Annotated in this window: 17 protein-coding genes and 1 pseudogene; 13 read left to right on the forward strand and 5 right to left on the reverse strand. The window is 40.6% G+C overall.

Annotation, left to right across the window (positions count from 1 at the left end):
• A complete protein-coding gene (locus tag RS130_RS15565) occupies positions 1–2571 on the reverse strand; it encodes a glycoside hydrolase family 2 TIM barrel-domain containing protein (RefSeq protein ID WP_316026683.1) in 2571 nt (856 codons plus the stop codon).
• A gap of 147 nt (positions 2572–2718) precedes the next feature.
• Between RS130_RS15565 and RS130_RS15570 the strand changes: the two genes are divergently transcribed.
• From RS130_RS15570 to RS130_RS15590, 5 genes are all read left to right on the forward strand, one after another.
• Positions 2719–3078: an L-rhamnose mutarotase gene (locus RS130_RS15570; protein ID WP_316026684.1), complete on the forward strand. Its 360-nt coding sequence runs from the start codon at positions 2719–2721 to the stop codon at positions 3076–3078.
• A 144-nt stretch (positions 3079–3222) separates the two neighbouring features.
• Complete coding sequence (locus RS130_RS15575; RefSeq protein ID WP_316026685.1) at positions 3223–4722, forward strand: alpha-L-fucosidase; 1500 nt, start codon at positions 3223–3225, stop codon at positions 4720–4722.
• A 46-nt stretch (positions 4723–4768) separates the two neighbouring features.
• Positions 4769–7234, forward strand: a complete 2466-nt coding sequence (locus RS130_RS15580) for a hypothetical protein (RefSeq protein WP_316026686.1) — start codon at positions 4769–4771, stop codon at positions 7232–7234.
• Positions 7231–8214: an SGNH/GDSL hydrolase family protein gene (locus RS130_RS15585; protein WP_316026687.1), complete on the forward strand. Its 984-nt coding sequence runs from the start codon at positions 7231–7233 to the stop codon at positions 8212–8214. The genes RS130_RS15580 and RS130_RS15585 overlap by 4 nt, the downstream gene beginning before the upstream one ends.
• A gap of 133 nt (positions 8215–8347) precedes the next feature.
• Positions 8348–8956, forward strand: a complete 609-nt coding sequence (locus tag RS130_RS15590) for a flavin reductase family protein (RefSeq protein WP_316026688.1) — start codon at positions 8348–8350, stop codon at positions 8954–8956.
• Between the two features lie 90 nt (positions 8957–9046).
• Here the strand turns inward: RS130_RS15590 and RS130_RS15595 are convergent, their stop codons facing one another.
• Positions 9047–10882 carry a sulfatase-like hydrolase/transferase gene (locus RS130_RS15595; protein WP_316026689.1) on the reverse strand — a complete coding sequence of 612 codons (1836 nt, stop codon included), beginning with the start codon at positions 10880–10882 and terminating at the stop codon, positions 9047–9049.
• Between the two features lie 286 nt (positions 10883–11168).
• On the opposite strand from RS130_RS15595, the gene RS130_RS15600 reads away from it, so the two are divergent.
• The 6 genes from RS130_RS15600 (at position 11169) to RS130_RS15625 (ending at position 17405) form a co-directional block, all read left to right on the forward strand.
• Positions 11169–12836 (forward strand): sulfatase family protein, encoded by a 1668-nt coding sequence (locus RS130_RS15600; RefSeq protein WP_316026690.1) that lies wholly within the window; start codon positions 11169–11171, stop codon positions 12834–12836.
• 3 nt (positions 12837–12839) lie between these two features.
• Entirely contained in the window at positions 12840–13028 is a 189-nt protein-coding gene (locus RS130_RS15605; RefSeq protein ID WP_316026691.1) for an Ig-like domain-containing protein, read from the forward strand.
• A 43-nt stretch (positions 13029–13071) separates the two neighbouring features.
• On the forward strand, positions 13072–14511 hold the full coding sequence (locus RS130_RS15610; protein WP_316028078.1) for an SGNH/GDSL hydrolase family protein: 1440 nt from the start codon (positions 13072–13074) through the stop codon (positions 14509–14511).
• Positions 14512–14544: 33 nt separating this feature from the next.
• Positions 14545–16224 (forward strand): sulfatase-like hydrolase/transferase, encoded by a 1680-nt coding sequence (locus tag RS130_RS15615; RefSeq protein WP_316026692.1) that lies wholly within the window; start codon positions 14545–14547, stop codon positions 16222–16224.
• A gap of 123 nt (positions 16225–16347) precedes the next feature.
• Positions 16348–16563: an RHS repeat-associated core domain-containing protein gene (locus RS130_RS15620; protein WP_316028079.1), complete on the forward strand. Its 216-nt coding sequence runs from the start codon at positions 16348–16350 to the stop codon at positions 16561–16563.
• A gap of 377 nt (positions 16564–16940) precedes the next feature.
• Positions 16941–17405: a hypothetical protein gene (locus RS130_RS15625; RefSeq protein WP_316026693.1), complete on the forward strand. Its 465-nt coding sequence runs from the start codon at positions 16941–16943 to the stop codon at positions 17403–17405.
• A 399-nt stretch (positions 17406–17804) separates the two neighbouring features.
• On the opposite strand, the gene RS130_RS15630 is transcribed toward RS130_RS15625, so the two are convergent.
• The 3 genes and pseudogenes from RS130_RS15630 to RS130_RS15640 all read right to left on the reverse strand — a co-directional run.
• Positions 17805–18788: a transposase gene (locus RS130_RS15630; protein ID WP_316028080.1), complete on the reverse strand. Its 984-nt coding sequence runs from the start codon at positions 18786–18788 to the stop codon at positions 17805–17807.
• A 200-nt stretch (positions 18789–18988) separates the two neighbouring features.
• Positions 18989–19291 carry an alpha-L-fucosidase C-terminal domain-containing protein gene (locus RS130_RS15635; RefSeq protein WP_316028081.1) on the reverse strand — a complete coding sequence of 101 codons (303 nt, stop codon included), beginning with the start codon at positions 19289–19291 and terminating at the stop codon, positions 18989–18991.
• A gap of 63 nt (positions 19292–19354) precedes the next feature.
• A pseudogene (locus RS130_RS15640) lies at positions 19355–20581 on the reverse strand (alpha-L-fucosidase); the annotation flags it as partial.
• 410 nt (positions 20582–20991) lie between these two features.
• On the opposite strand from RS130_RS15640, the gene RS130_RS15645 reads away from it, so the two are divergent.
• A complete protein-coding gene (locus tag RS130_RS15645) occupies positions 20992–22467 on the forward strand; it encodes a mannitol dehydrogenase family protein (RefSeq protein ID WP_316026694.1) in 1476 nt (491 codons plus the stop codon).
• The gene (locus RS130_RS15650; protein WP_316026695.1) at positions 22449–23399 is read left to right on the forward strand and encodes a sugar kinase; all 951 of its coding nucleotides are present in this window, start codon (positions 22449–22451) and stop codon (positions 23397–23399) included. Before RS130_RS15645 ends, RS130_RS15650 begins: the two co-directional genes overlap by 19 nt.
• Positions 23400–23424 lie beyond the last annotated feature (25 nt).

Raw genomic sequence — 23424 nt, forward strand, 5'->3', positions numbered from 1 at the left:
CTATCGGTTTTCCAACCTCAGGCGGTCATTATCTGTTTGTGGACGATAGAAATTAGCTTTCAGAGGTTGCGTAATGACCGCTTGGTTACTGTAATGGTAAGTCGTCAAATAGCCAGTTTTGTTGTCAAAGCGGGTCTCAAAATTATCACCACTTACAATAACCTCATTACCTTTTGTCGATACTGCTACTTTACCGCTAATGTTATTGGCGATAGCGGGTTTCGCGAAAGGTAATATAAATTGCTGTTTAGCAATTTCGTGTCCAGCCACCGCCCAAAGTTCATCTTTGATCGTCTGTAATTTCACATTCAGTAGGTATTGTGCGCCAGGTTTTGTATTAGGTTTAGAGAAAGGAACCTCGATAGACTGTGTTTGATTGGGCGCGATATCGATATTCGTTAACTCCCCACTTTCGATAACATGGCCATTTTCGGTAACCGACCAATGCAATGAGTAGTGATCTAAATTGGTGAAATCATGTCTATTTTTGACTGTTATTTTACCTGCTTTTAAATCAATCGCTTTGAATTCAGCCGGTTGAAAAACATATTTAGCTTCCCACATTTGTGGTTTAGGCTGACGATAAGAATCCACAATGCCATTTAAACAGAAATTTGAGTCGTTAGGTGTGTCACCAAAATCGCCGCCATAGGCCAAATAGGTTTGACCTTTATCGTTTTGGGTTTCGATACCCTGATCAATCCAGTCCCAAATATAGCCACCTATAACATTGTCACGGTCGCGAACAATATCCCAATACTCAGCCAAATTTCCTAGAGAATTCCCCATAGCATGAGCATACTCGCACATTAAGATAGGGCGATTGATGTAAGGACTGTCGCTTAACCCTAGCAAATCTTCTAAATTAGGGTACATACGACTTATCACGTCCACAAATTTAGGATCGGTCGGGTTGGCCAATGGCGTATGGTAAAGCTTTGCTTCTTCTTTGGTTGTCCAACGGGTAGACAAACCTACGTATTTTGGATGATTAGGATCGCCTTGCGCGCCTTCGTAATGAATAAAACGAGTAGGGTCGTAGTCTTTCATCCAACCAGCCGCAGCAGCAAAGTTAGGGCCTGTGCCAGACTCATTACCCATAGACCAAGAAATAATAGAAGCATGGTTTTTGTCACGTTCAACCATGCGCTGAATACGATTAGTCATAGCGTGATTCGACTCCGGTAAATTAGCTAACAAGCCACCTACACCATGGGATTCAATATTCGCCTCATCCATCACGTAAATACCGTACTCGTCAGCAAGGTCATAGAAATATGGATCGTTAGGGTAGTGGGATGTGCGCACGGAATTAAAATTAAACTGCTTCATTAAGATGATGTCATCTCGTAAGTTTTCACGAGATAAGGCTTTGCCTTTTTTGGCATCGTGGTCGTGACGGTTCACGCCAATAATTTCGATACTTTCACCATTAATTAATAACTCGCCAGCGTCATTAATTTTGACGTCTCGAAAGCCCACTCGATTACTTCTTGTTTCGACCACTTTACCTGTGTCGTCGGTTAACGATAATACCAAGGTATACAGATAAGGGCTTTCAGCCGACCATAATTTCGGTTGTTTTATCTCGGTAGACAATAATCCAAACTTATAGTTGTCACGTTGTGGGTAAATCACTCTAGCTGGCAAACTTGCATCTACAGACATTTTACTGTTGTGTACCGGTTTAAGATCCGCATCAAATAGTTCAGCTTCGATTTTCCAACCTTTGACACTCTTTCGTTCAATGTTTGACAGCTTAGGATTAATCTCGAGCACAGCGGCGTCATAACTATCGTTAAGTTTGGTTTTTACAAAGAAATCATTAATGGCAATTTTGGGTTGCGCCATTAGCATGACTTCACGATGAATCCCGCTAATTCGCCAGTGATCTTGGTCTTCTAAGTAGCTACCGTCACTCCAGCGCATGACTTGTACTGCAAGCTTATTGTTACCGCTTTTTACGTATTCAGTTATGTCAAATTCAGACGGCAAGCGACTACCTTGGGCATAGCCTACTTTTTTACCGTTTACCCACACATAATAAGCTGAGGTAACGCCTCCAAAGTGAAGAATAATCTGTTGATCGTGCCATTCTTTAGGGATAGAAAATTCTTTTATATATGAACCAACAGGATTCGCTCGGGTAACTAGAGGTGGTACTATCTCATTGACGTTTTCAAACATTGGATAGGTAGAATTGGTGTAAATAGGCGTACCGTAGCCCTCTAGCTCCCAGTTAGATGGAACACCAATATCGTGCCACTGTGAATCGTCAAAATCAGTTTTATAAAAATGGCTAGGTCTGTCTTTGCTGTCGGCTACAAAGTTGAATTTCCAAGTGCCGTTAAGTGACTGTATGCTCGATTGTTCTCTATTTCGTTGTAGCGCTTGATTGAGCGTATCAAACGAATATGATGTGACCCTAGCTGGCATTCTATTTATTTGAATTACTTCAGGGTTTTGCCAATCGTCAGCGGCCTTTGCAATAGGACTTGATAAGCCAGCACAAATAGTCGTTAACGCAATGACTAGCGAAGTTTTTTTGAATTTAGGTTTTGTTGACTGCATTATTTCTCTACTTTACCGACATACTAGAACCATAAATGATATATTATTATTCATTTATGGTTAAAAGCTTGGTTTTATATTTGATTTAGATTATAACAAACAGATAAAAACAACAATGCATTTTAGTAACAATTAAGGAATTAGTGAATGACAAAAATTAACAGATATTGTTTAGCCTTAGACTTACAAGACGATCCAAAACTCATTTCTGAATACATTGAATATCATAAGCCTGAACATGCGTGGCCCCAAATAACCACAAATATGAAAGAGCTTGGAATATTGGATATGGAGATTTATCACTTGGGTGATCGTTTAGTGATGATAATGGAAACAACTGATGAGTTTGATCCCAATGAGCCACCCCGCACTGAGCAAGGCCGCAAAGAAAGTGAAGAGTGGGAAGAACTTATGTGGAAATATCAAAAACCTTTAAAGTGGGCTAAAAACGGTGAAAAATGGGTAAGGATGGAAAAAATTTATGATCTTAAAGAAGCGCTAGACTGATACTCAATGTTGTATGTTTTGTAGAGTTATCATGTTTACACAAATATGTATCAATAAAGGTTATTGTTATTATAGTGTTAAATGTAGTTAACTATATGCATCTAATTCAATGTAGTTACTTTGAAAACTGTGCAAAGGTGTAACATGTTCAAAACCACGACTCTTTTACTTGTCACTGCGACCTTGTCCCTAGGTTGCAGTCACTCAAGCGATAACGATTTACGCTTATCTACGTCTAAAACCACAAACACACCATACGAAGCTAATTGGGATTCAGTTAAGACCCATGAAACACCTGATTGGTTTACCGATGCAAAATTCGGTATATATTTTCACTGGGGACCTTACACAGTGCCAGCCCATAAAACCGAATGGTATTCCATGTGGATGTATAGAGAAGGACACCCAATTCGCCAGTATCATGAACAGACCTATGGTCCTGTAGATGAGTTTGGCTATAAAGATTTCATTCCTATGTTTACTGCAGAAAAATTTGACCCGACCGAATGGGCCAAATTGTTTAAAGATGCAGGTGCTCAATTTGCCGGTCCAGTAACTGAACATGCCGATGGGTTTGCTATGTGGGACAGTGCTCTCACAAAGTGGAATGCCGCAAATATGGGGCCCAAGCGCGATATAGTGGGTGAAATGGCAAAAGCGATACGCGCCCAAGATATGAAGTTCATCGCAACCTTTCATCATCAATGGAAGTATTCGTGGTTTCCAACATGGGACGAAAACACCGATGCGTTTGATCCCGCGCTAGAGGATTTATACGGCCCTAAGGTCCCCAAGGGGACGTTTAATTTAAAGAATATGACCCAAGCAGATCCCTTACCTGATCAAAAGTTCAATGATGAGTGGTTAGCGAAAATTGTTGAAGTGGTAGATAAATACAATCCAGATTTGGTCTATTTCGACAATAAGATGGACATTATTCAAGAGCAAAAACGTTTGGAATTTTTAAGTTACTACTACAATCATGGCGCAAAAAGAAAGCAAGATGTGGTGGTCACTTATAAATTCCATGATCTACAAGAGGGCAGTGCGGTATTAGATTTAGAACGCTCTAGAATGAGTGAGAAAAAAGCATTTCCATGGTTAACCGATGATTCAATCGATTGGAACTCTTGGACCCATGTGGCTAATCCTAACTATAAGTCTGCTAATCGTTTAATCGACTTTTTAGTGGATGTAGTGAGTAAAAATGGCGGTGTGCTATTGAATATAACGCCTACCGCTCAAGGGGAAATACCACAACCGGTTCGCGATAGATTACTTGCAATAGGCAAGTGGTTAAAGACGAACGGCGAAGCTATATATGGTACTAAGCCTTGGACTGTATACGGCGAAGGCCCAGCTGAGGTAATAGAAGGTCACCTAAGTGAACATAAGAATAAAGACAATAGCGAAAAAGATGTTCGTTTCACCAGTAAAGGTAACACGCTATACGCTACAGTATTAGATTGGCCGACAGAAACAATAAAAATTCGTGCTTTAGCCACAGGTCAATTTAACGTTAACAGCGTGCGTTTATTGGGAACTGAGGAAAAACTTCAGTGGCAACAAACCCCTAATGCATTAATAATACAGGCGCCTAAAACTCAAGTCGGCGAACATGCATTCGTGTTTAAAATAAGTTAATAGTAACTAGGGCGTAAATAGGCAACGTAATGAAAATACAGCGACTATGCTAGCCAATACTTTACGCCCTTCGCCGGCGTTAGTGGGCTTGATTTTGAGCACCATATGTTTGTTTATGCTAACGCAAGTTAAAGCCAAACAGGTTAGCCACCAAGTCGTGGCTATTTCAACAGAAAGTCCCCCTAGTCCTATGATTGAGTTTGCTCAGGAGCTTTTGCACAGGCAGTTACGCCAATTGCACCATCACTCCAATATACACTCAATTATGCTTACACAGGATAGTGCAGTAGCAAAACAAGGATTCATAATACAACCCCAAGGCCAGCAGTTAACGGTTCGAGCTTCTGATGATCACGGTTTTATGTATGCCTTATTAGAAATAAAAGAGCAAATTAGCTTTGGAACGTCCTTAGCGAATGTCACAGCCAACCAGCAACCGCATTTTAGAAAGCGGGGACTTAAATTTAATATTCCTCTCGATGCTCGTAATCCTTCTTATGATGATACAGGCAGTTCGGCCCAGCAAAACATTGAAGCAGTATGGGACTTTGATTTTTGGCGGCATTATTTAGATAAGATGGCACTGAACCGCTACAACCAACTCACCTTGTGGAATCCTCAACCTTTTACCTCTATGTTGGCCCTAGACAAATATCCGGGGCTGGCCTTAGACGACGTTTATAAAAGTACTGCCCCTTTAGATTCACGTATTGGCGCGTGGGGGGAAGCTGGCGGTGTATCACCGCTGGTATTGAAAAGCCTGCAAAAAGTAATCACTTTTCCAATTCAAGATAAAATTAAGTTTTGGCGCAAGGTCATGGCCTATGCTAAGTCTCGGGGCATAGATATCTATTTGATCACTTGGTCAATCTATACCAACGGTATAGGAGGACAATATGGTATTGACGAGTCAATAGATAACCCTAAAACAGTGGCTTTTTTTCGCGAAGCAGTAAAAGAGTTGATTATTACTTACCCTGATTTGAAAGGCATTGGCATAACAGCAGGCGAGCGGATGCCTGCCGACGGCGAAGTAGAAAACTGGAGCCGTGAAAAATGGCTTTGGCAAACATACGGTTTAGGCTTAGCCGACGCTAAAGTCATCAAGCCAAATCGTGAGGTGAGTTTTATTCATCGGTTTTGGTATTCTGGTTACAAAGAAATTGCTGATTATTGGGGCGATTACCCTGATGATTTTAGTTTTAGTTTTAAATATATAATGGCGCGTCTATATTCCTCTTCATCTCCTTCACATATCGCTGAAAAAGTGATCCCTACCATCCAAGCATCCGCTAGAAAGACATGGTGGAACCTACGTAACGACGACATATTTGTCTATAGGTGGGGCGATCCGGAGTACGCCAGAAATTTCTATACTAATATCCCGACTGATATTACTGAAGGTATTCACATGGGATCCGATGGGTATGTGTGGGGCAAAACCAATGCCGAAAAATTCATAGATGGCAGCAATCGTTATGAAATAGATAAGCATTGGTATCGTTTTATGATTTGGGGCCGGCTTGCCTATAACCTTGAGCTAAGTAAGCGCTTTTTTGTTAATCAGTTAAAATTACAGTTTGTTGATGCAGATGCTGAAAAGTTATATTTGGCTTGGCAGGCGGCCTCCAGAATAATTCCTACTGTGAATCAATACCAATTTGAACCAGGAGATAGGAATTTTGCTGCTGAGAGCGTGTCATCTCGCGAGACCTTTAGATACGTAAACGACTTTCAAGTTGCTAAAAGTATGCCCAAAAGTGGTGTACTTAATGCTAGAAATTATGTCAAGAAATCCCTTGCTAAACATGATCTTCGTGCTTTTGTTAGCCCTTTTAAAACGGCAAAAAGATTAAATAGAAATGCCAAGCTGGCCTTATCTTTAGCTCAACAGTTAGACACCAAAAACGCAAATAATGTATTGCAACGCACGCTAGATGATATTCGTGCATTTGCCTATTTGGGGCAATATTACAGCGCTAAAATTAGTACAGCGGTTTGGTTAGAATTTTATCAGCAAGATAAACAAAGAGCTAAATATGCGGTTAATGCAAAACGGCAAATTGCTAGTGCTTTAAAAGCTTGGCAACAATATCGTCATACATCTGAAAAGCACTATCATCCTCAAATGTTAGCCAGAGTAGGGCTGCTAGATTGGCAAGCTTTAGAACAAGAAGTGATGTTTGAAGTGACCATGGTGGATAAGATTTTAAACAATCCTTTTTTGATCCCCAGCACAAATGATCCACAAAACCAATTAAGTTTAGATTATGACAAGACCCTAAATGGTGAATCACGTCACCAGAGGTTGCAAATTTTTACGCCTGATGCTGGCAAATATCGTGTAGACGTATATCAAGAGAACGGTGTGTGGATCAATAGCTACCAAAATAAAGAAAATGGCCCTGCAAGGTGGGAGTGGTTTCAAGATCAGCAACAAGGTGTGTATTATTTGAACTTACAATGGCGTGATCTTAATCGCGTTATCAAGGTGGATTGGAGCAAAAAATGACTAAATGGATAATATTAGTACAGCGAACTTTGGTTATTTTACTGTTGGGTTTAACCGCATGTAGCCACCATAAAACGCCAAATTTTCAAGGGCCAAGCCATAGCATTAGTAACAACACAAAAGGACTGACTAAAGAGACTGAACGTATTGTCTTTATCGGTGACAGCATCACTTATTCTGGTGAATTTGTGGCGTATATAGAGGCGTATCTCAGGGTTGCTTATCCTGAGCGAGACTATCAATTTATTAATATTGGGTTACCAAGTGAAACGGTTTCAGGTTTATCTGAAGTAGGGCATGCAGGTGGCGCATTTCCGCGTCCAGATGCAAAAGAACGATTGCAACGCAGTTTAGATGAACTTAAGCCAGATTTAGTGTTTTCTTGCTACGGCATCAATGACGGCATTTATTTACCTTTTGCCCAGTCTAGATTTGCTGCCTACCAAAATGGTCAACAAAATTTGCACAATACTGTGTTGGCTACAGGGGCTAGCCTTATCCATCTTACCCCTCCTGATTATGACAAAAAGCACGAACAACAATACTCTCAAGTCATGGACACCTATTCAAATTGGTTGATTTCACAAACTAATCAACAAGGTTGGCAAGTGATAGATTTGCATTTTCCTATGCAACAGCAACTCACACGCGAACGTAAGGTGAATCCCAACTTTTATTATGCCAAAGACGGTATTCATCCGAATAGTGCGGGTCATTGGCAAATGGCCAAGGCTGTTCTAGCGGGGCTTGGTGAGCCAATGGCAAGAACATTCTCTGAAACCATTGATAGGTTAGAGCCCAAAGTAGATGCCGAAACGCTATATAAATTGGTCAAACAGCAACAAAGCATTTTAAAAGATACTTACTTAACTGAAATTGGCCATACCCGACCGCGAATGAAAGTAGGGCTGCCCCTTAAACAGGCGCATGAAAAGGTGAAGCAAATAGAGCGAGAGATCCAAGCTGTTCTCCAACCTTAAGCCGCACTTTCATCATAAATCCATCGCAAATGAGTCTGTGCAATGCTTAAATAACCTGAACTCGGGAAAATGCGTATCGTTTCAAATTTGATTTTAAGACTAAAGCCCTGTTGGCCATAAAAAAGAGCGACTTATGATTTTTGACTTTGCACAAATGAGCGCTAATCGCGTTTATCACACCATGATCCAAACATTGACGCCGCGGCCCGTGGCTTGGGTATTAACCGAGAACGAAAATACCAGTCTCAACTTAGCGCCGTTTTCCTATTTTAATGCCGTGTCGAGTGATCCCCCTTTATTGATGTTATCTATTGGAAAAAAATCTGACGGCTGTGAGAAAGATACGCGATTCAATATTATTCAGCGAAGCCATTTTGTGGTGCATATTGCTCATCGAGAATTGGCGACAGTCGTGACTAGCAGCGCGGCTGAGTTACCAGAAGGCGAGTCTGAATTAGAATTATTAGGCTTGGCTACGACTGATTTTGAAGATTTTGCCTTACCTCGGTTGTCTGCATGTCGTGTGGCTTATGCCTGTGAAAAATACCGAGTAGAGGATATTACTAGCAAACAAGCCATGATCTTAGGCCTGATTAAAAAAGTGTACATTGACGATGAAATTGTATTGCCTGCAACAAACTCTCGGTTAAAGGTTGATCCTGTAAAGCTAGACGCCTTAGGTCGTTTGGGTGGAGATGACTATGGTTATTTAGGCCATGGTGCAAGAAATCACGCGACCTAAATAACAGCGATTGAGACAATACCTGACTAATAACTGTTGCCACCACAAGGAAACAGGTAATGGCAGATATCGTCTCTAGTTAACCTGATATTATACTGAGCAGCGAGGCATTGACGGCAACCCATCTATTTTTTTGTCATCTGCGCCTTTAGCAAAGTTTGTGACTTTGTAGCTGTTAGTTTTTTTCCAGTCTATTTCAACACGACCGTCACCTAACATTATGTCAGCTAATTTTTTACGAAAATAGGCGGTAATCTTATGGTAACTTTTATCGTAGGCGATGTTGTTTTGCTCATTCGGGTCACAGCGTAAATCATATAGGGCCATTTCTACTTTATCTGGGCTTGCGGTATAGGCCCACTTGATATCTTCTCCTGGGGCAAACCCTTGACCGGGTTTACCGTTTTTTGGCCGAGTACGCATAGAGAATGCAAAGTTATCGGAGCGAATGAACGCTCTAGGGCCAACCACATGGTTGATCTCACCCAACACATAGTCTCTACTTTTACCTTTGTCTGCCAATACTTCGGCTAGATCATAGCCGTCAAGGGGAGTATCTATCTTAGACTTTTCAATCTTGGCTGCACCATAAATAGTAGGGGCAATGTCGACGTACTCAACAAATCCACTATGCACTGTATTGCGCAAAAAGGCTTTGGGTGACGATTCTGCCACTATCATTACGCCTTGGTTTGAAGTGTTCCAAGGACTAAACTTAGCTTCAATGCCTTGTTCACCCAACTGCCATCCATGGTCGCCAACGGTAAGCACTATGACGTATTCCTGATTATTTTGTTTGCTGTATTGTTTGAATGATTCAATGGCTTCACCAATCAAAGCGTCACCATACGCACAAAAAGCATAATAATCTGCAATAGCTTGTTGTTTGTCTTTGTCACTCAATCCACTCATGTCCATCACTTCTGATAATTTTTGCAATTGTGGAGGTAGCTTGTTGCGTTCTTCTAGAGAAAAGTCAGGCACTTGATAATGTTTGTTTTTAAACTGATCTCTAAATGATTTGGGCGGTAATACCGGGGTATGAGGTAAGTGAAAGCCCAAATTAACCATTAAAGGTTTAGTATTGTCCGGACCTTGTATTGTGCGTTTAAAATTGGTTTTGTAACGACTATTCGGGTTGGCGAGATATTGCTGGAACGTTTTAACGATATGGCCATCCAATGTTTCGCCTGCTGGTTTAGGTGATTGCCCGCCTAAAATCATTTCGGTATTTTTGCGACTATAGGCACGCAATATATGCAGTTCTTTATCTAGGGTAGGGTCTGGTGCGATGGTTTCGTTGTTTTTTACTAACCAGGTTTCGTGTACGCGCTTGTCAGGAAAGTAATATAGTTCACGAATATTAGTAATACCTTTGGCTTTTTTAGTTTCTTTATAGAAATCCGTTAAGCCATTTTTATTTAAGTCATTCTTGTAATTGACTTCTAAGTCATAAAAATTCAAGGAGTTCCATGTGGGTTTGTTTTGCCACTCGTAAACTCGATATCCTGATTTACCGATATTGACAGTTTGATAGCCGTTTTCTTTTAATACTTGCGGAATAGGTTTAGTCGCTAAATCATGTTCGTTGTGGGTCTGTTCAAATCCATAGCGACCACTATGGTGTGGGTATAGGCCCATTAACATAGAATCTCGAGAAGGGGCACATGCTGGCGAATTATTGTATGCATGAGTAAACATCACGCCATCTTTTGCCAAAGCGTCTATGTGTGGTGAAGCGACATAACCAAGGGCACTTTCTGCTTTACCAGTTGTCGCTTGATTAAATGCAGCAATACTGTCGGCTCGTTGATCGTCTGTTACTATCCATAATATATTTGGTTGATGGGCTTCGCTTTTGGCTAAAATGTTATGGCTAAAGGAGCAAGTTAAAATAACACTGAGTAAAGTTAGTTTACGTTTCATATGGTCTTTTTAATCCAAGTAAGATTTTATAAATAAGATTATTGGTTTTTATATATAATTTTCGTGTTTCATGTGGGTAGTTTGAATGATAGTGTGAATAGGCATTAAATACTGCATCTTCAAATGTAATTGTTATGTAAATATTTGTAAGTGTTAAGCGAATTAGCTTACTATTACTGGTAGTTAAATTAGGAGGGACAATTGTAGCGTTTGCTATAAGTGTTTATATTTTCTCTTGTGATTATCATATATAAATATTAGTTTTTCTTTTTGAGGTTTAGGTTCTATGAGTTGTAAGTTTTTAATCGCGTCAGCAATTGGTTTAGCTTTACTTGGGTGTAGCGATCACCAAGCCAGCACTGAGGTAACTAATGCTAAACTAGAAGGCGCTCACTTAGATACGTCTAAAGCAGTACAAGTTACCGAACACAAGCAAACTACATTCAGTGGGCACGACAAAACGAATATCGTTTTTATATTGATAGATGACCTCAGCCACTATGGCGTGACCGCTTATGGTGCTAATCGACTACATAGCTATGACGGCGAATTCACTAACAAAGCGTTTAGCACGCCTAATATAGATGCACTAGCAAAGAGTGGGTTAAGAGTCGATAATGCATTTGCTTATCCTATTTGTGAAAACACCCGTATTGCCTTAATGAGTGGCAAAAATAACGATAGAAACTACCTAAAACCTAAATCTCAACATGCTTCAGACATAACTTTTGGTGATGCCTTCCAAAAAGCCGGGTATACCACTGGCTTGTTTGGCAAGTGGAAGCAAACTCGCGGTACTAAAGAAATCCCCGCAGAAAAATACATCAGTGAATTTGGTTGGGATGATTATGCTGCTTTTGATGTCATCACCGAAGGTCAACGTTTTATTAACCCTAATTTAGTGATAAACGGTGTAGAGCAAAATTATAACGGGCGTACTGATGTGGATCCACAAACGGGTCGTCGTTGGTATGGACCAGATATAGTGAACCGCCATGCGCTGCGCTTCATCGAAGAGAATAGAGACAAACCATTTTTCTTATATTACCCAATGATGTTGGTGCATGACGATCATAAACCTACACCAGACACTCAGCCCAACAGTATTTTTGATGAGTTTCCCGAAACTGCTCAGTACAACAATGAAGGGGGAGATGATCGACAGTATTTTCCCGACATGATCGAATACATGGATAAGCTGATTGGAAAAGTCGTTGATAAAATCGAACAACAAGGCTTACGGGAAAACACCTTAATCGTTGTGATGGGCGACAATGGTACGAAAGAAACCTTTGGCCATGTGTTGGCTGATGGCTCAATTTACCCTGGACGTAAAGGGGGAAATGCAGATAACGGCTTACACGTCCCTCTTGTTTTAAATATGCCTAAGGTGATTCCTGCCAATCAAGACGGTACTTATCGCAGCTATGACGGACTGGTAAATTTAACCGATATTTATCCGACTATTGCCGAAGCGGCTGATATCGAGATGCCTATGGCTGAGCAAGTTGATGGCATCAGCTTTTGGCCTCAAGCAAAAGGCGCGAGTGGCGAACCACGACAACATATTTATACCTGGTTTATTGGCAATAATACCTACAAAGACGCAGATGATGTGGGTATTGTTTATGCCTTTAATAAGAACTTTAAACGCTACGCGCCAAGTAAAGAATTCCCACAAGGGCGATTTTTTGATTTACGTAGCGACTTATTAGAGCGCGAGGGCGATAAGGTTGTGAATGCTAAATGGGGAATTAAAAGATTTAGTGGTTTACCTTTAGATACTTTAACCGCAGAACAACGAGCAGGATACGAGTTACTAGGAAAAGTGCTTGATGACAACCGCTTGGTGCCTGTTACTTCCCTTACTATCATCTCAGATAGTGACAAGCTAGAAGTAGGACAAGTTACTCAGCTAAGCAGTCAAGTATTGCCAACTAAAGCCAAGCGCTAGGGGGTGGTTTGGCAGTCTAGTAACCCAAGTGTACTCAGCATAAATAAATTTGGTGAGGTGAAAGCACTAAAACCGGGCACCGCGACTATTTCGGTTTATTCGTGGGATGATGCCTATCCGTTAGCTGCAAATAGAGAACAAACATTCTATCGAAATGGACTAACTGCAGACAAAACGTTTACTGTTCGTTAGTCAAAAATAGCCGGAAGAGGCGGAGTAACTAGCTTTGAAAATAATGTCTTTAAGGGGATTCGCCGCGCTTTTTGTCAGTTTCTGCTTTGCTGCTACTGGTGATGTAAAAGGGGCTAATCAAACTAGCACAGTGCCTAAGTTTACGACAAAAGATAGGGTTGTTTTTATTGGCGATTCTATTACCCATGGTGGGTCATATCATAAAGACATATTTTTATTTAGTGCCACCCGCTATCCGCATCAGCCTTTTAAGTATTATAACGCCGGTATTTCGGGCGATACAGCCAAGGGAACAATGGCTCGTTTTGACCAAGACATTGCACTTCATCGCCCCACTAAAGCCACCATTATGCTAGGCATGAACGATGTGGGGAGTCGCTTGTATCAATCGCTACCTAAGACAGCAAAAGCACAACAACAGCGAAAAACTCAACAGGCCGCCATACGTAAGGAATATCTAGCCAATATGCGGGCTATTGCAGACGCATTAAGCCAAGTCAATAGTGAAATTATCTTTATTACTCCGTCTATTTATGATCAAACCTTGGTGGCGGACACGTTCAATAATGTAGGTAGAAATGATGAACTGGCTGTTTATGCTAAAGAGCTGACTAACTTAGCCCGGCAATACCAAGCCCCTGTGGTTGATTTTCAAACGCCCATGTTAAAAATAAATAAGAAATGGCAACGACAAGACCCAAGCCGAACAATTGTCAGTCATGACCGAGTTCATCCACAAGAGCTAGGGCATTTCTTAATGGCTTATAGTTTTCTTAAAGCCCAACATGGTTCATCATTTGTGGCAGACATACAAATTGACGCCAATCGACAAGCTATTACGCGCTTGCACAACGCTAAGTTAACCCAAGCTTTAGTGTCGTCAGCAAATCAACTTGCTTTTGCTTGCAAACTGCTAGCGCTACCTTTTCCGCTTACTAGTAAACAACAATCTTTGCTAAATGATATTCCATTCCAACAAGACCTCAATCAACAAAGGTTAACGGTGACAGGTTTGGCTGCCGGAGACTATCAACTCAGTATTGCAGGTAAAAAGGTAGGGGTTTATAGCCAGCCTGAGTTGGCAACGGGTATTAATTTGGCCTCCAATCAAAATACGCCCATGTACCAACAGGCTCTAGCAGTGAAAGCTTTGAATGACGAGCGAGCCAAAGCGTCAGGTGTTTTGCGTAATATTAAACACGTAGAGTTTACTATGTTAAGCCAATATCTTGGGACTGATTTAACGGACATTAATCAAGTTAGGGATATACTCGCAGCCCATCTAGAATTGTCAGCAGGCAAGCCATGGCATGATTATTTAACACGGGTGATTGACAGCTATCTCGAATACTCTGCGGATGAACAAATGTTACGCAACAAGATTGAAGATTTATTCGTACAAATTTATCAAGTAAACCAAACCAAAAGTCATGTTTGGCAATTAACAAAAAATCTAGCCGGTTTTATCGAACATGTTATCTAAATTTACTCTGTCACAAGGAAATATACAAAGGTTATGAAAATACCAAGCGTACTCAAACTTACAGGCGTGTTGTTAGCGGGATTATGTTGTTTTAATACCGCCTTAGCCGCTACGCAAGAACCAAATATAGTATTGATTTTAACAGATGATCAACCCTACGGTTATTTGGGCGCGACAGGCAATAAAATTGTCGAAACGCCTAACATAGATAAGTTGGCAGAGCAGGGGGTATTATTCACTAATGCTCATGTATCTAGCGCAATTTGTACACCTAGCCGTATTTCACTACTACTTGGCCAATATGAGCGCCGACATGGCGTGAATTTTAATTCGGCAACCGCTGTGTCTGCAGAAGCTTGGAGTAATTCTTATCCAGTAAAAATGAGAGAAGCCGGTTATTATACTGGGTGGGTAGGAAAGAACCATTCCCCCGTCGGCGAACAGGGATACGGTACCGGCCTAATGGAAAAGAGTTTTGATTATTGGTATGCAGGCAATGGTCATATTTACTTTTATCCAAAAGAAAAACATCCTATTTTCTCCGAAGCAGAGTCGGATACACAGGTAGAGATTGTGGAAGAAGGCATGATGGACTTTCTTAACTCAAACGAACACAAGTTTGACAAAGCCCTCAAATTTTTAGATCGACGCCCTCAAGACAAACCTTTTATGTTGTCAATTAACTTCAACTTACCTCACGGTGCGGGCACCAGTAATATGAAAATGCGCCCCACAGACGATGAGATCTATCGCACTAAATATCGGGACATTGATTTACCTTTGCCAGAAAATTATATTGCCAAAGCAGATATTAAAAAACCAAAGTTGCCCGCTGATTTACTAAGAGCCGAAGACCGTCAAGCTGGCTACAACTACTCCGATACGCCAGCAGCATTAAAAGAGCGTTATACTCGCCAACTACAGGCTATGACAGGGATTGACCGTTTAGTTGGGCATCTAAAAGAAGAGCTTGAAAAGCAAGGTATTGCTGACAATACGGTGATTATTTTCACATCAGACCATGGCTTGTTTATGGGAGAACAAGGGTTGGGTGGAAAAGCGCTATGCTATGAAAAGACCACTCATGTACCATTAATTGTTTACGATCCTAGAGTAGAAAAGCAAGGCACGACAAGCCAAGCGTTGGTACAAAGTATTGATATTGCTCCCACAATGTTAAAACTAGCCGGCATACAAGTTCCAAATACAATGCAAGGAGAAGATATTCGAGAGGTTATTTATCAAGGTAAAGATGCCAAACGAGAATATGTCTTTACAGAAAACTTATGGTCGACCCACTTTGGCAACCCAAGGTGTGAAGCAATACAAGACCATAAATGGAAGTACATTCGCTATTATGAAAATAATAATATGTCGGCTACGCAAAAAATTGCAATTGCTAAAGAAATGGGAATACCCGTGAATAAGATTTTGTATGGCATGCACGACAACGACATAGTGGTATACAGAAATTACCTCGGTGCAGGTTTGAAAGGTGAGCCAGCGGTATACGAAGAATTATACGACTTAACCAACGATCCAAACGAATTGCACAATTTGGTCAATGAATCTAGCCATAGCAATAAATTGGCGCAAATGCGTAAGGACTGGTATCCAATACTCAAAGAGGCTAGGGGAACAGGCTCGCCAAAAGTTGTGCGCTATACCGTTGACTCACAAGTAGAAACAGGTAAAGAAGCAAAAACCTATTAAGTCATAGCGACCGGACAACCAAAGCAAAACTGCATTTTGTTTAAGCCGATAGTTGAAACACACTATCGGCTTTTTAATGTTTGGAAAACCGCTTGCATCGAGATAAAGTCTGTAAGGGTTTATATGCAGGCTCGATACTATGATCCAGTTATCGGGCGTTTCTACTCGAATGATCCAGTTGGTACTGTGGGACATTTGGCTGGGGGGAATGTCCAAGGATTCAACAGATATATGCTTATGCAAACAATAATCCATACAAATACACAGATCCAAATGGCGAAAATCCAGTTTGCCTTACACCTTGGACTGCGTTGGCATCTGCCGGAGTGGCTGCGGTAGGTTATGGCGTATATAAATTTACCGACAAAACAAATGATTTGGGAAATTCAAAGTTGAGCGAAATGGAAGCTGATAGACGTCGTCAAGAAGCATATATTAATTGCGTAAGGTCAGGAGGTCTGAACTGTGGTGATATCGGTCAATCGGAAAGAGAGCTGGCAGAACGCAGAAGAGATACATTAGAGGGACGCCGCGGAAGCTGCTGAAGCTGGTTGTATAGTTGGTACTACATGTGGAGGTAGTATGCCAAGTAGTACCGAGGAAAATGCCGTTAACGGATTGGGAGCATTATGGAACTAGATTACAGGTGGTGATGAGAATGAGGATGAAGAACCACCAGAGCCTCAAAAACAGGAAGAAAACGGAAACCAATAAAGATGACTAAGAAAAAACTTGTTTTAATCAACCTTATTATCTGGCCTATTGCTTTGATACTCATTTTTTTCAATAACTATGCTGTACGTAGTTATTACCAGTTAATAAATGGAAGCTCTTTCTCGCTTAATAATATTGAATATAATGTAAGTGGTTCTGCATTCATTATTGGCCCTACAGATTCAGGGAGCATCGGATTGGGGTATGTACTAAACAATGAGATGACTAGTTTGTATTTAAAAAATGGTCTATCAAGCGAAATCGATGAGCTTGAAAATATGTTTCCGAGTGACCTGAAAGCCATCAATAAAAATGGCTGTAAGTTCCTATTAAACAATAGTAATCCAAATCTTCCTTATCTATCATGGGCAAAAGATAAATTAAGTATTTATTTTACAATTACTGATAATCCTGAATTTGCTATGGACCTTGGGAAGTTGTGCAATGTTGTAGTAAAGCATTTTTGAATCCAAAGCCTCGCCCTAGCGGGGCTTTTTGTTGTTTTCAATGCTATCAGCAAGGGGCTTTACTTTTGGCTGCTCTTGAAGCCAAAAAGGTAAACGAGTAAACACTTTCGTTTACTAGCGGTAAAGTGTTCTCCAGTCAGAATGTATCTGTACTTCAAGTAAAGGAACAAATAAGACACCCATATAGGAACAAATTAGACACCCATATCATAAATAAGTAATTAAGCCTTCTCAATTAAACGGCTCTAACAAACTAATTAGGCTAAAACTGCTCATTGGAATAGCAAATTGATGATGTTGACAGGTGTAGTGACATGATTTCTTGATGTGTTTTGAAATATCAGGCGTGTCGATTCTTATCAGCGATGATCAAAGTATGTAAGGGATGTTGAGTAGAGACTAAGCGCTTTTAAGTAGGAGCTTTGCCTTGCCTAAACCACGTATTTTTTGATGTTGTGTGTGTAGGCTGAAGTTTCGCATTAAATGTTCACTGCCAACGGCATAACAAAAGTGTTGTTCGAACTCTGTGGTAAGGGTGAGCCATTGTGCATCTGATAGCCCCAATCTTTGTAATATTGCTGGTTGGGTGGTGGCGATATGACCTTGTTTATCTTCGCGAATGACACGGCCTGTTATATCCACTAGTTCGCAGTAATCTTTTAATGAGAATGAAATGCCTTTGGGCATGTTTTGCCTAGGATTACCCACAAATGGCAACAGCGTGTGGGGTGGGTGTTGGTTAGTTTTCAACGCGTGAATGCGTTTTTGAATGCTGGTGTGATGGGAGTTTTCAGGGGTTGTCGCTATTTTTGTGCGAATGGGATTTAAATCCACATAGGCCATGCAGGCTAGTAGAGCTCTGTTATCTAACAGAGCTTGTGATTTAAACCGCCCTTCCCAGAACCTGCCAGTGCACTCGTCCTCTTTGTTGGCTTCTCGGGCGATGTGCTCGTTGAGATTGCGCATGAGCCAACTGATATCGTGCAAACGCTGGCGATAAACCGCAATGGTGTCTGCAAGAGTATGCATTTCACTTTTTGTTAGCTCATCATCTCGCATAAACCTCTGGGTCAACAACGTCCCCTTATAGAGCGTATGCCACAGCGCTAATACCTGTTTATTCGACCAATTTAGCGCCTTATCTACATTTACATGCAACACCACATGTACGTGATTGCTCATCACCGCATAAGCACAAATATCAATGGCAAACACCGAAGACAAAAATAACAAGCGCTCCTCTACCCAAGCCCGCCTGTGCTCATAATTTTGCCCTGAATAATGGTCAACGCCACACAAGAATGAACGGCGCACACAACGAGAAACACAATGATAAAATGGGGTGTCTGATAAACTGATTTGGCTTTTTCGTGACTGAGGCATCATGATCATCCTTGGTTAAATCCTTAGTCAACAGTCTAGTTCAAATTGCTAATTCGTCGAACTTAATTATGGGTGTCTAATTAGGGAAATGTTAGGGGAGATTGATGGGTGTCTTATTAGGGGAGATTGAACGAAGGTCTATAAATTATAAAAAAACCGCCAAATGTGGCGGTTTTTGTCATTTAGAAGTGCCCTAAAATTTAGTGGGTAATTTTAAGAACTTGTGCGTATTGTGAAGGAGAGCTAGCGGGCAAGGTAACCTTTAAGCCTTCATCTGTTTGTTCAAACGCTAAATCTCCCTCGTGTCCTAACATAGTGATTTTGGCAATCTTATTAGGATAAAATTTAGGTTTAATTGATTTAATGGTGATTTCTTTGTTATCACCTGGCCAAGCTAGCATAGTGGCATAAACTGTTTCGCCGTTTTTGGTAAAACGAATGTCGCTGGCATTGAAGTCTTTTCGATTTTTTTCTGCGTCATTTGAGTTTTTGCCATCGGGCACATAAGTCTCACCTTCGCCATATACTTCCCATGGACGGGTGTTATAAATTGCTTCACCGTTTAGTTCTAGCCAGTTGCCAATCTCACTCAATAGTTTAATTTCAGCTTCTGGGATTGTGCCATCAGGCTTAGGGCCAATATTTAGTAATAGAGAGCCATTCTTACTAACGATATCAATCATGTCATCAACGAGAGAGTTAGCATTGCGATATTTGTGGTTGGTCACATATCCCCACGACGAGGTTGAAACCGAGGTATCTGTTTGCCAAAAATGAGGATAAATATCTGTCATGCCTCCTCGTTCAATATCTAGCACGGCTGAACCTGGGATAAATGAACGCATTTCCGCATGATCTTTATAATTCAGAGCAGGCATATTTTCCCAATTCACGCCTTTGTTATAGTAATAAGCAGTAAATTCTTCAACATGTTTATGGAAAGGCTCTGATGCCATCCACCAATCAAACCAAATTAACTCAGGCTCATATTTATCGACTATTTCAACTGTTCGAAGTAACCAATCATCCATAAATTCTTGGGTTGGCGGGGTTAAGCCGTTTTCAGATTCTTCTCGATCTGCTGCTGGACCATATAAGTCACGATATTCTTCATTTTGTACGTCGGACGGGAACTTGCGACCACCACCAAAGAACCACCAGTTTTCAGCTCTATGGCTCGATAATCCAAAGTGAATATCTGTTTTATCTGTGGCTTTCTTTAACTCCCCAATAATATCGCGTTTTGGTCCCATTTCAACTGAGTCCCAACGTGTATAGGAGTTATCGTACATTGAAAATCCATCATGGTGTTCAGCTACAGGCACAATGTATTTAGCACCAGAATCTTTGATAATCTTTAACCACTCATCTGCGTTAAAGTTTTCTGCTTTAAATTGAGGAATGAAATCTTTGTAACCAAATTCAGCCTAGTCGCCAAACTTGTTTTTGTGATAAGTGTATTCTTCTTCATTCTGCAAATACATTTTACGTGGATACCATTCACCATTATGTGCAGGAACGGAATATGCTCCCCAGTGAATGAAAATGCCAAATTTAGCATCTTGATACCAATCTGGAATTTGGTACTGAGTAAAAGACTTAAAATTTGCTTTATACGGACCTTGATTCGCTACCTTCTTAATTTCAGCTAATTTAGCGCTTGTGTCCATTTTACTGATGCTGGTTTTCGTTTCTTCCTTAGAAGGTGCGCTACTACCGCCACATCCGGCTAACGATACTGCTATTGAAATTGCTATTGCGGATTTTACAGTTTTTAGTATTAGTTGTTTCATAATCGCTTCTTACTTATAAGTTAACCTAGTTTTAACATATCAACTATACGTTCAAAAGCCCCATTTTTGCAATTAAAATTTACATATGAAGTTCTATTTTTTTATTTGATTGGTGGGTGGTTGTAGAATAAGGTCTATTAATCGCTACTCACTTACATTTTTTAAAGGGGTAGATTCGAGCTTGATTTTTGCGGGGCGACACGTAAATTCATTAGGTTAGAACAGCTGGCAGCCAATAATAGGATTACAGAGGGCCTTGTATTGTTGTAGATTTTTCCTTCGAAATAAAAAAATTCTAAAAGCAACTAACAAAAAGCAATTATTTATATCACCGTAGCGGGGTAAAGCTGATGCTATTTATCCCTGCTATAAAGTAAAATACAGTCAAATTTAAAACAAGGACAATGAACGTGAAGCAACTGAACCAAGATTCGTTAAATAGTTTACAAGATAATGGTGTGTCAGTGCCTGAATATCGTTTGAATGGGCATAACCCTGAAATTGGTATTGTACATATTGGACCGGGTGCTTTCTTTCGGGGTCATCAGTCTTGGTATACTCATACTGCCATGCAATTAGCGGGTGGGGATTGGGGGATTTCTTGTGTTTCTATGCGCTCAGCCGGAGTAAGCGAAGCCCTAAACCCACAAGATGGTTTATATACAGTCGCGGTGTTAGACGCTGATACTTCTTATGAAGTGGTAGGGTCAATACAAGAGGTACTAATAGCTAAGGAGCAATATCAAGCATTACAAGCTAGATTGAGTTCAGAAAAAACGAAATTTGTCACGATGACGATTACTGAAAAAGGCTATTGTTTAAATAGTGAAGGTAATTTAGATCTAAATAATCCCGATATCAAACAAGACTTATCAGGTGAACAGCAAGCGTGCTCTGCAATTGGGGTCTTGGTTGAAGCTTTGGCGACACGTCAAAAAGCGGGTATTGCACCTTTCTGTGCCATGAGCTGTGACAATTTAACTGACAATGGTAAAAAGCTTAGAAACGCTTTGATTCAATATGCACAGCAAGTAGACGCTAATTTAGCCATATGGTTAGAAGACAACTTAATTTGTCCTTGCTCTATGGTTGACTCTATAACGCCTGCAACTGATGACGCGTTAAGACAACAAGTATCTGAGCAGTTATCTATAACAGACAATTGGCCTATCAAACGTGAATCATTTGTTCAATGGGTTGTAGAAGATTGCTTACCTGCTGATAAACCAGCTTGGAAAGAGGCGGGCGTGACTTTTACTTCAGACGTTGCTGGTTTTGAAAACGCAAAACTTCGTTTACTCAATTGCCCACATTCGAGTATGGCATATTTAGGGGTGTTGGCCGAAATCGAAACCGTTAATGACGCAATGCAACAAGCGGGTTTGGTGAAGTTTATACAAAAAATGATAGAAAGCGAGATAGTGCCTTCGTTTACTGCACCTAAAGAGCTCGATGTGGTTGCTTACAGTGCTGATATTCTGAAGCGGTTCCGAAATCCTGCTATACGTCATTTATTAAGTCAAATTGCGTGGGACGGCTCTCAAAAGCTGCCTATGCGTATATTACCAATAATTGAGCAAAATATTGCTGACGGTAATCCAATCGAGTCACTAAGCGTTGCGATTGCGGCCTGGTGCTTGTTTATTCGTAAACGTTATATTGAACAAGAGCAGTTAGTCGATCCTTTGGCTGATAAGTTATTAGCCATAGCTGCAGCCTGTACCGACGACGCAGAGCAGGACATTGCGCAATTTTTGAGTGTAAAAGAAGTGTTTGGCAATAAGTTGTCAGCCGATAAAACGTTTAAAACTTCATTAACTCAGGCTTATAATAAGTTGCTTTCTGTATTACAGTCTAAAGAAATACCATGGGAGAGTTTAGTTTAGTGATGCAAAGTTTGTTAGTGATTGGCGAGTGTATGATGGAATTAAGCAGTGCTGAAAATGGTGATTTGCAGCGCTCTTTTGCCGGAGATACATACAATAGTGCTATTTATGCGAAACGTTGTTTAACAAATAGTAAGGTTAGTTTTTTGTCGGCGATAGGAGTGGATGCATATAGCCAAAAAATGAAGGCAACTTGGCAAGCTGAAGGTATAGATACCAGTTTGCTTGTTGAAACAGATCAAGCCGAGATTGGTATTTATGCAATCCATACGGACGATTCTGGTGAGCGGAGTTTTTCGTATTGGCGTAAAGGGTCTGCAGCCAGCAAAATGATGCAGTACTTGGATGTAGATAAATTATTGGCAGCTGCCAAAGAATATCAAATGGTTTACTTTAGTGGTATCAGCTTGGCTATTTTGTCAGATGAAGACAAAGGTAAATTTATTGATTGTATCGAAGCCATGTCTAAGCAAGGCTGTAAAATTGCATTTGACCCTAATTATCGACCCAGATTATGGGACTCTCTTGATCATGCTTTATTGTGGTTAGAAAAAGCTTATAGTTTGTCTGATTTAATCTTACCAGGTCTTGAAGATCATGAAGTGATGTTTGGTCACGAAGATCACCAACAAATGGCGAAGTACTTTGAGCAATATGCAACAAACGAACTAGTGATTAAGTGTGGCTCACAAGGTACGTTTGTTTATGTAGAGAATGAACTGGTAGTTCATCAGCCCTTTAAACCTGCGCCAATCCAAGTTGATTCGACAGCCGCTGGAGATTCATTTGCTGGTACATATATTGGTAAACGAATTGAAGGCAGCACTCCTGAACAAGCGTTAACACTCGCGGCGCATGTCGCTGGGCAAGTAGTGCAACACAAAGGTGCAATATTAGATGCAGAGCTTTATAAAAAGCTGTGTCTGTTGTAACCCAATAAGTTCGTTTTTCTTATAT

Origin of the sequence: Paraglaciecola aquimarina (assembly GCF_032464635.1) — a bacterium.
GTDB classification, from domain to species: domain Bacteria; phylum Pseudomonadota; class Gammaproteobacteria; order Enterobacterales; family Alteromonadaceae; genus Paraglaciecola; species Paraglaciecola aquimarina.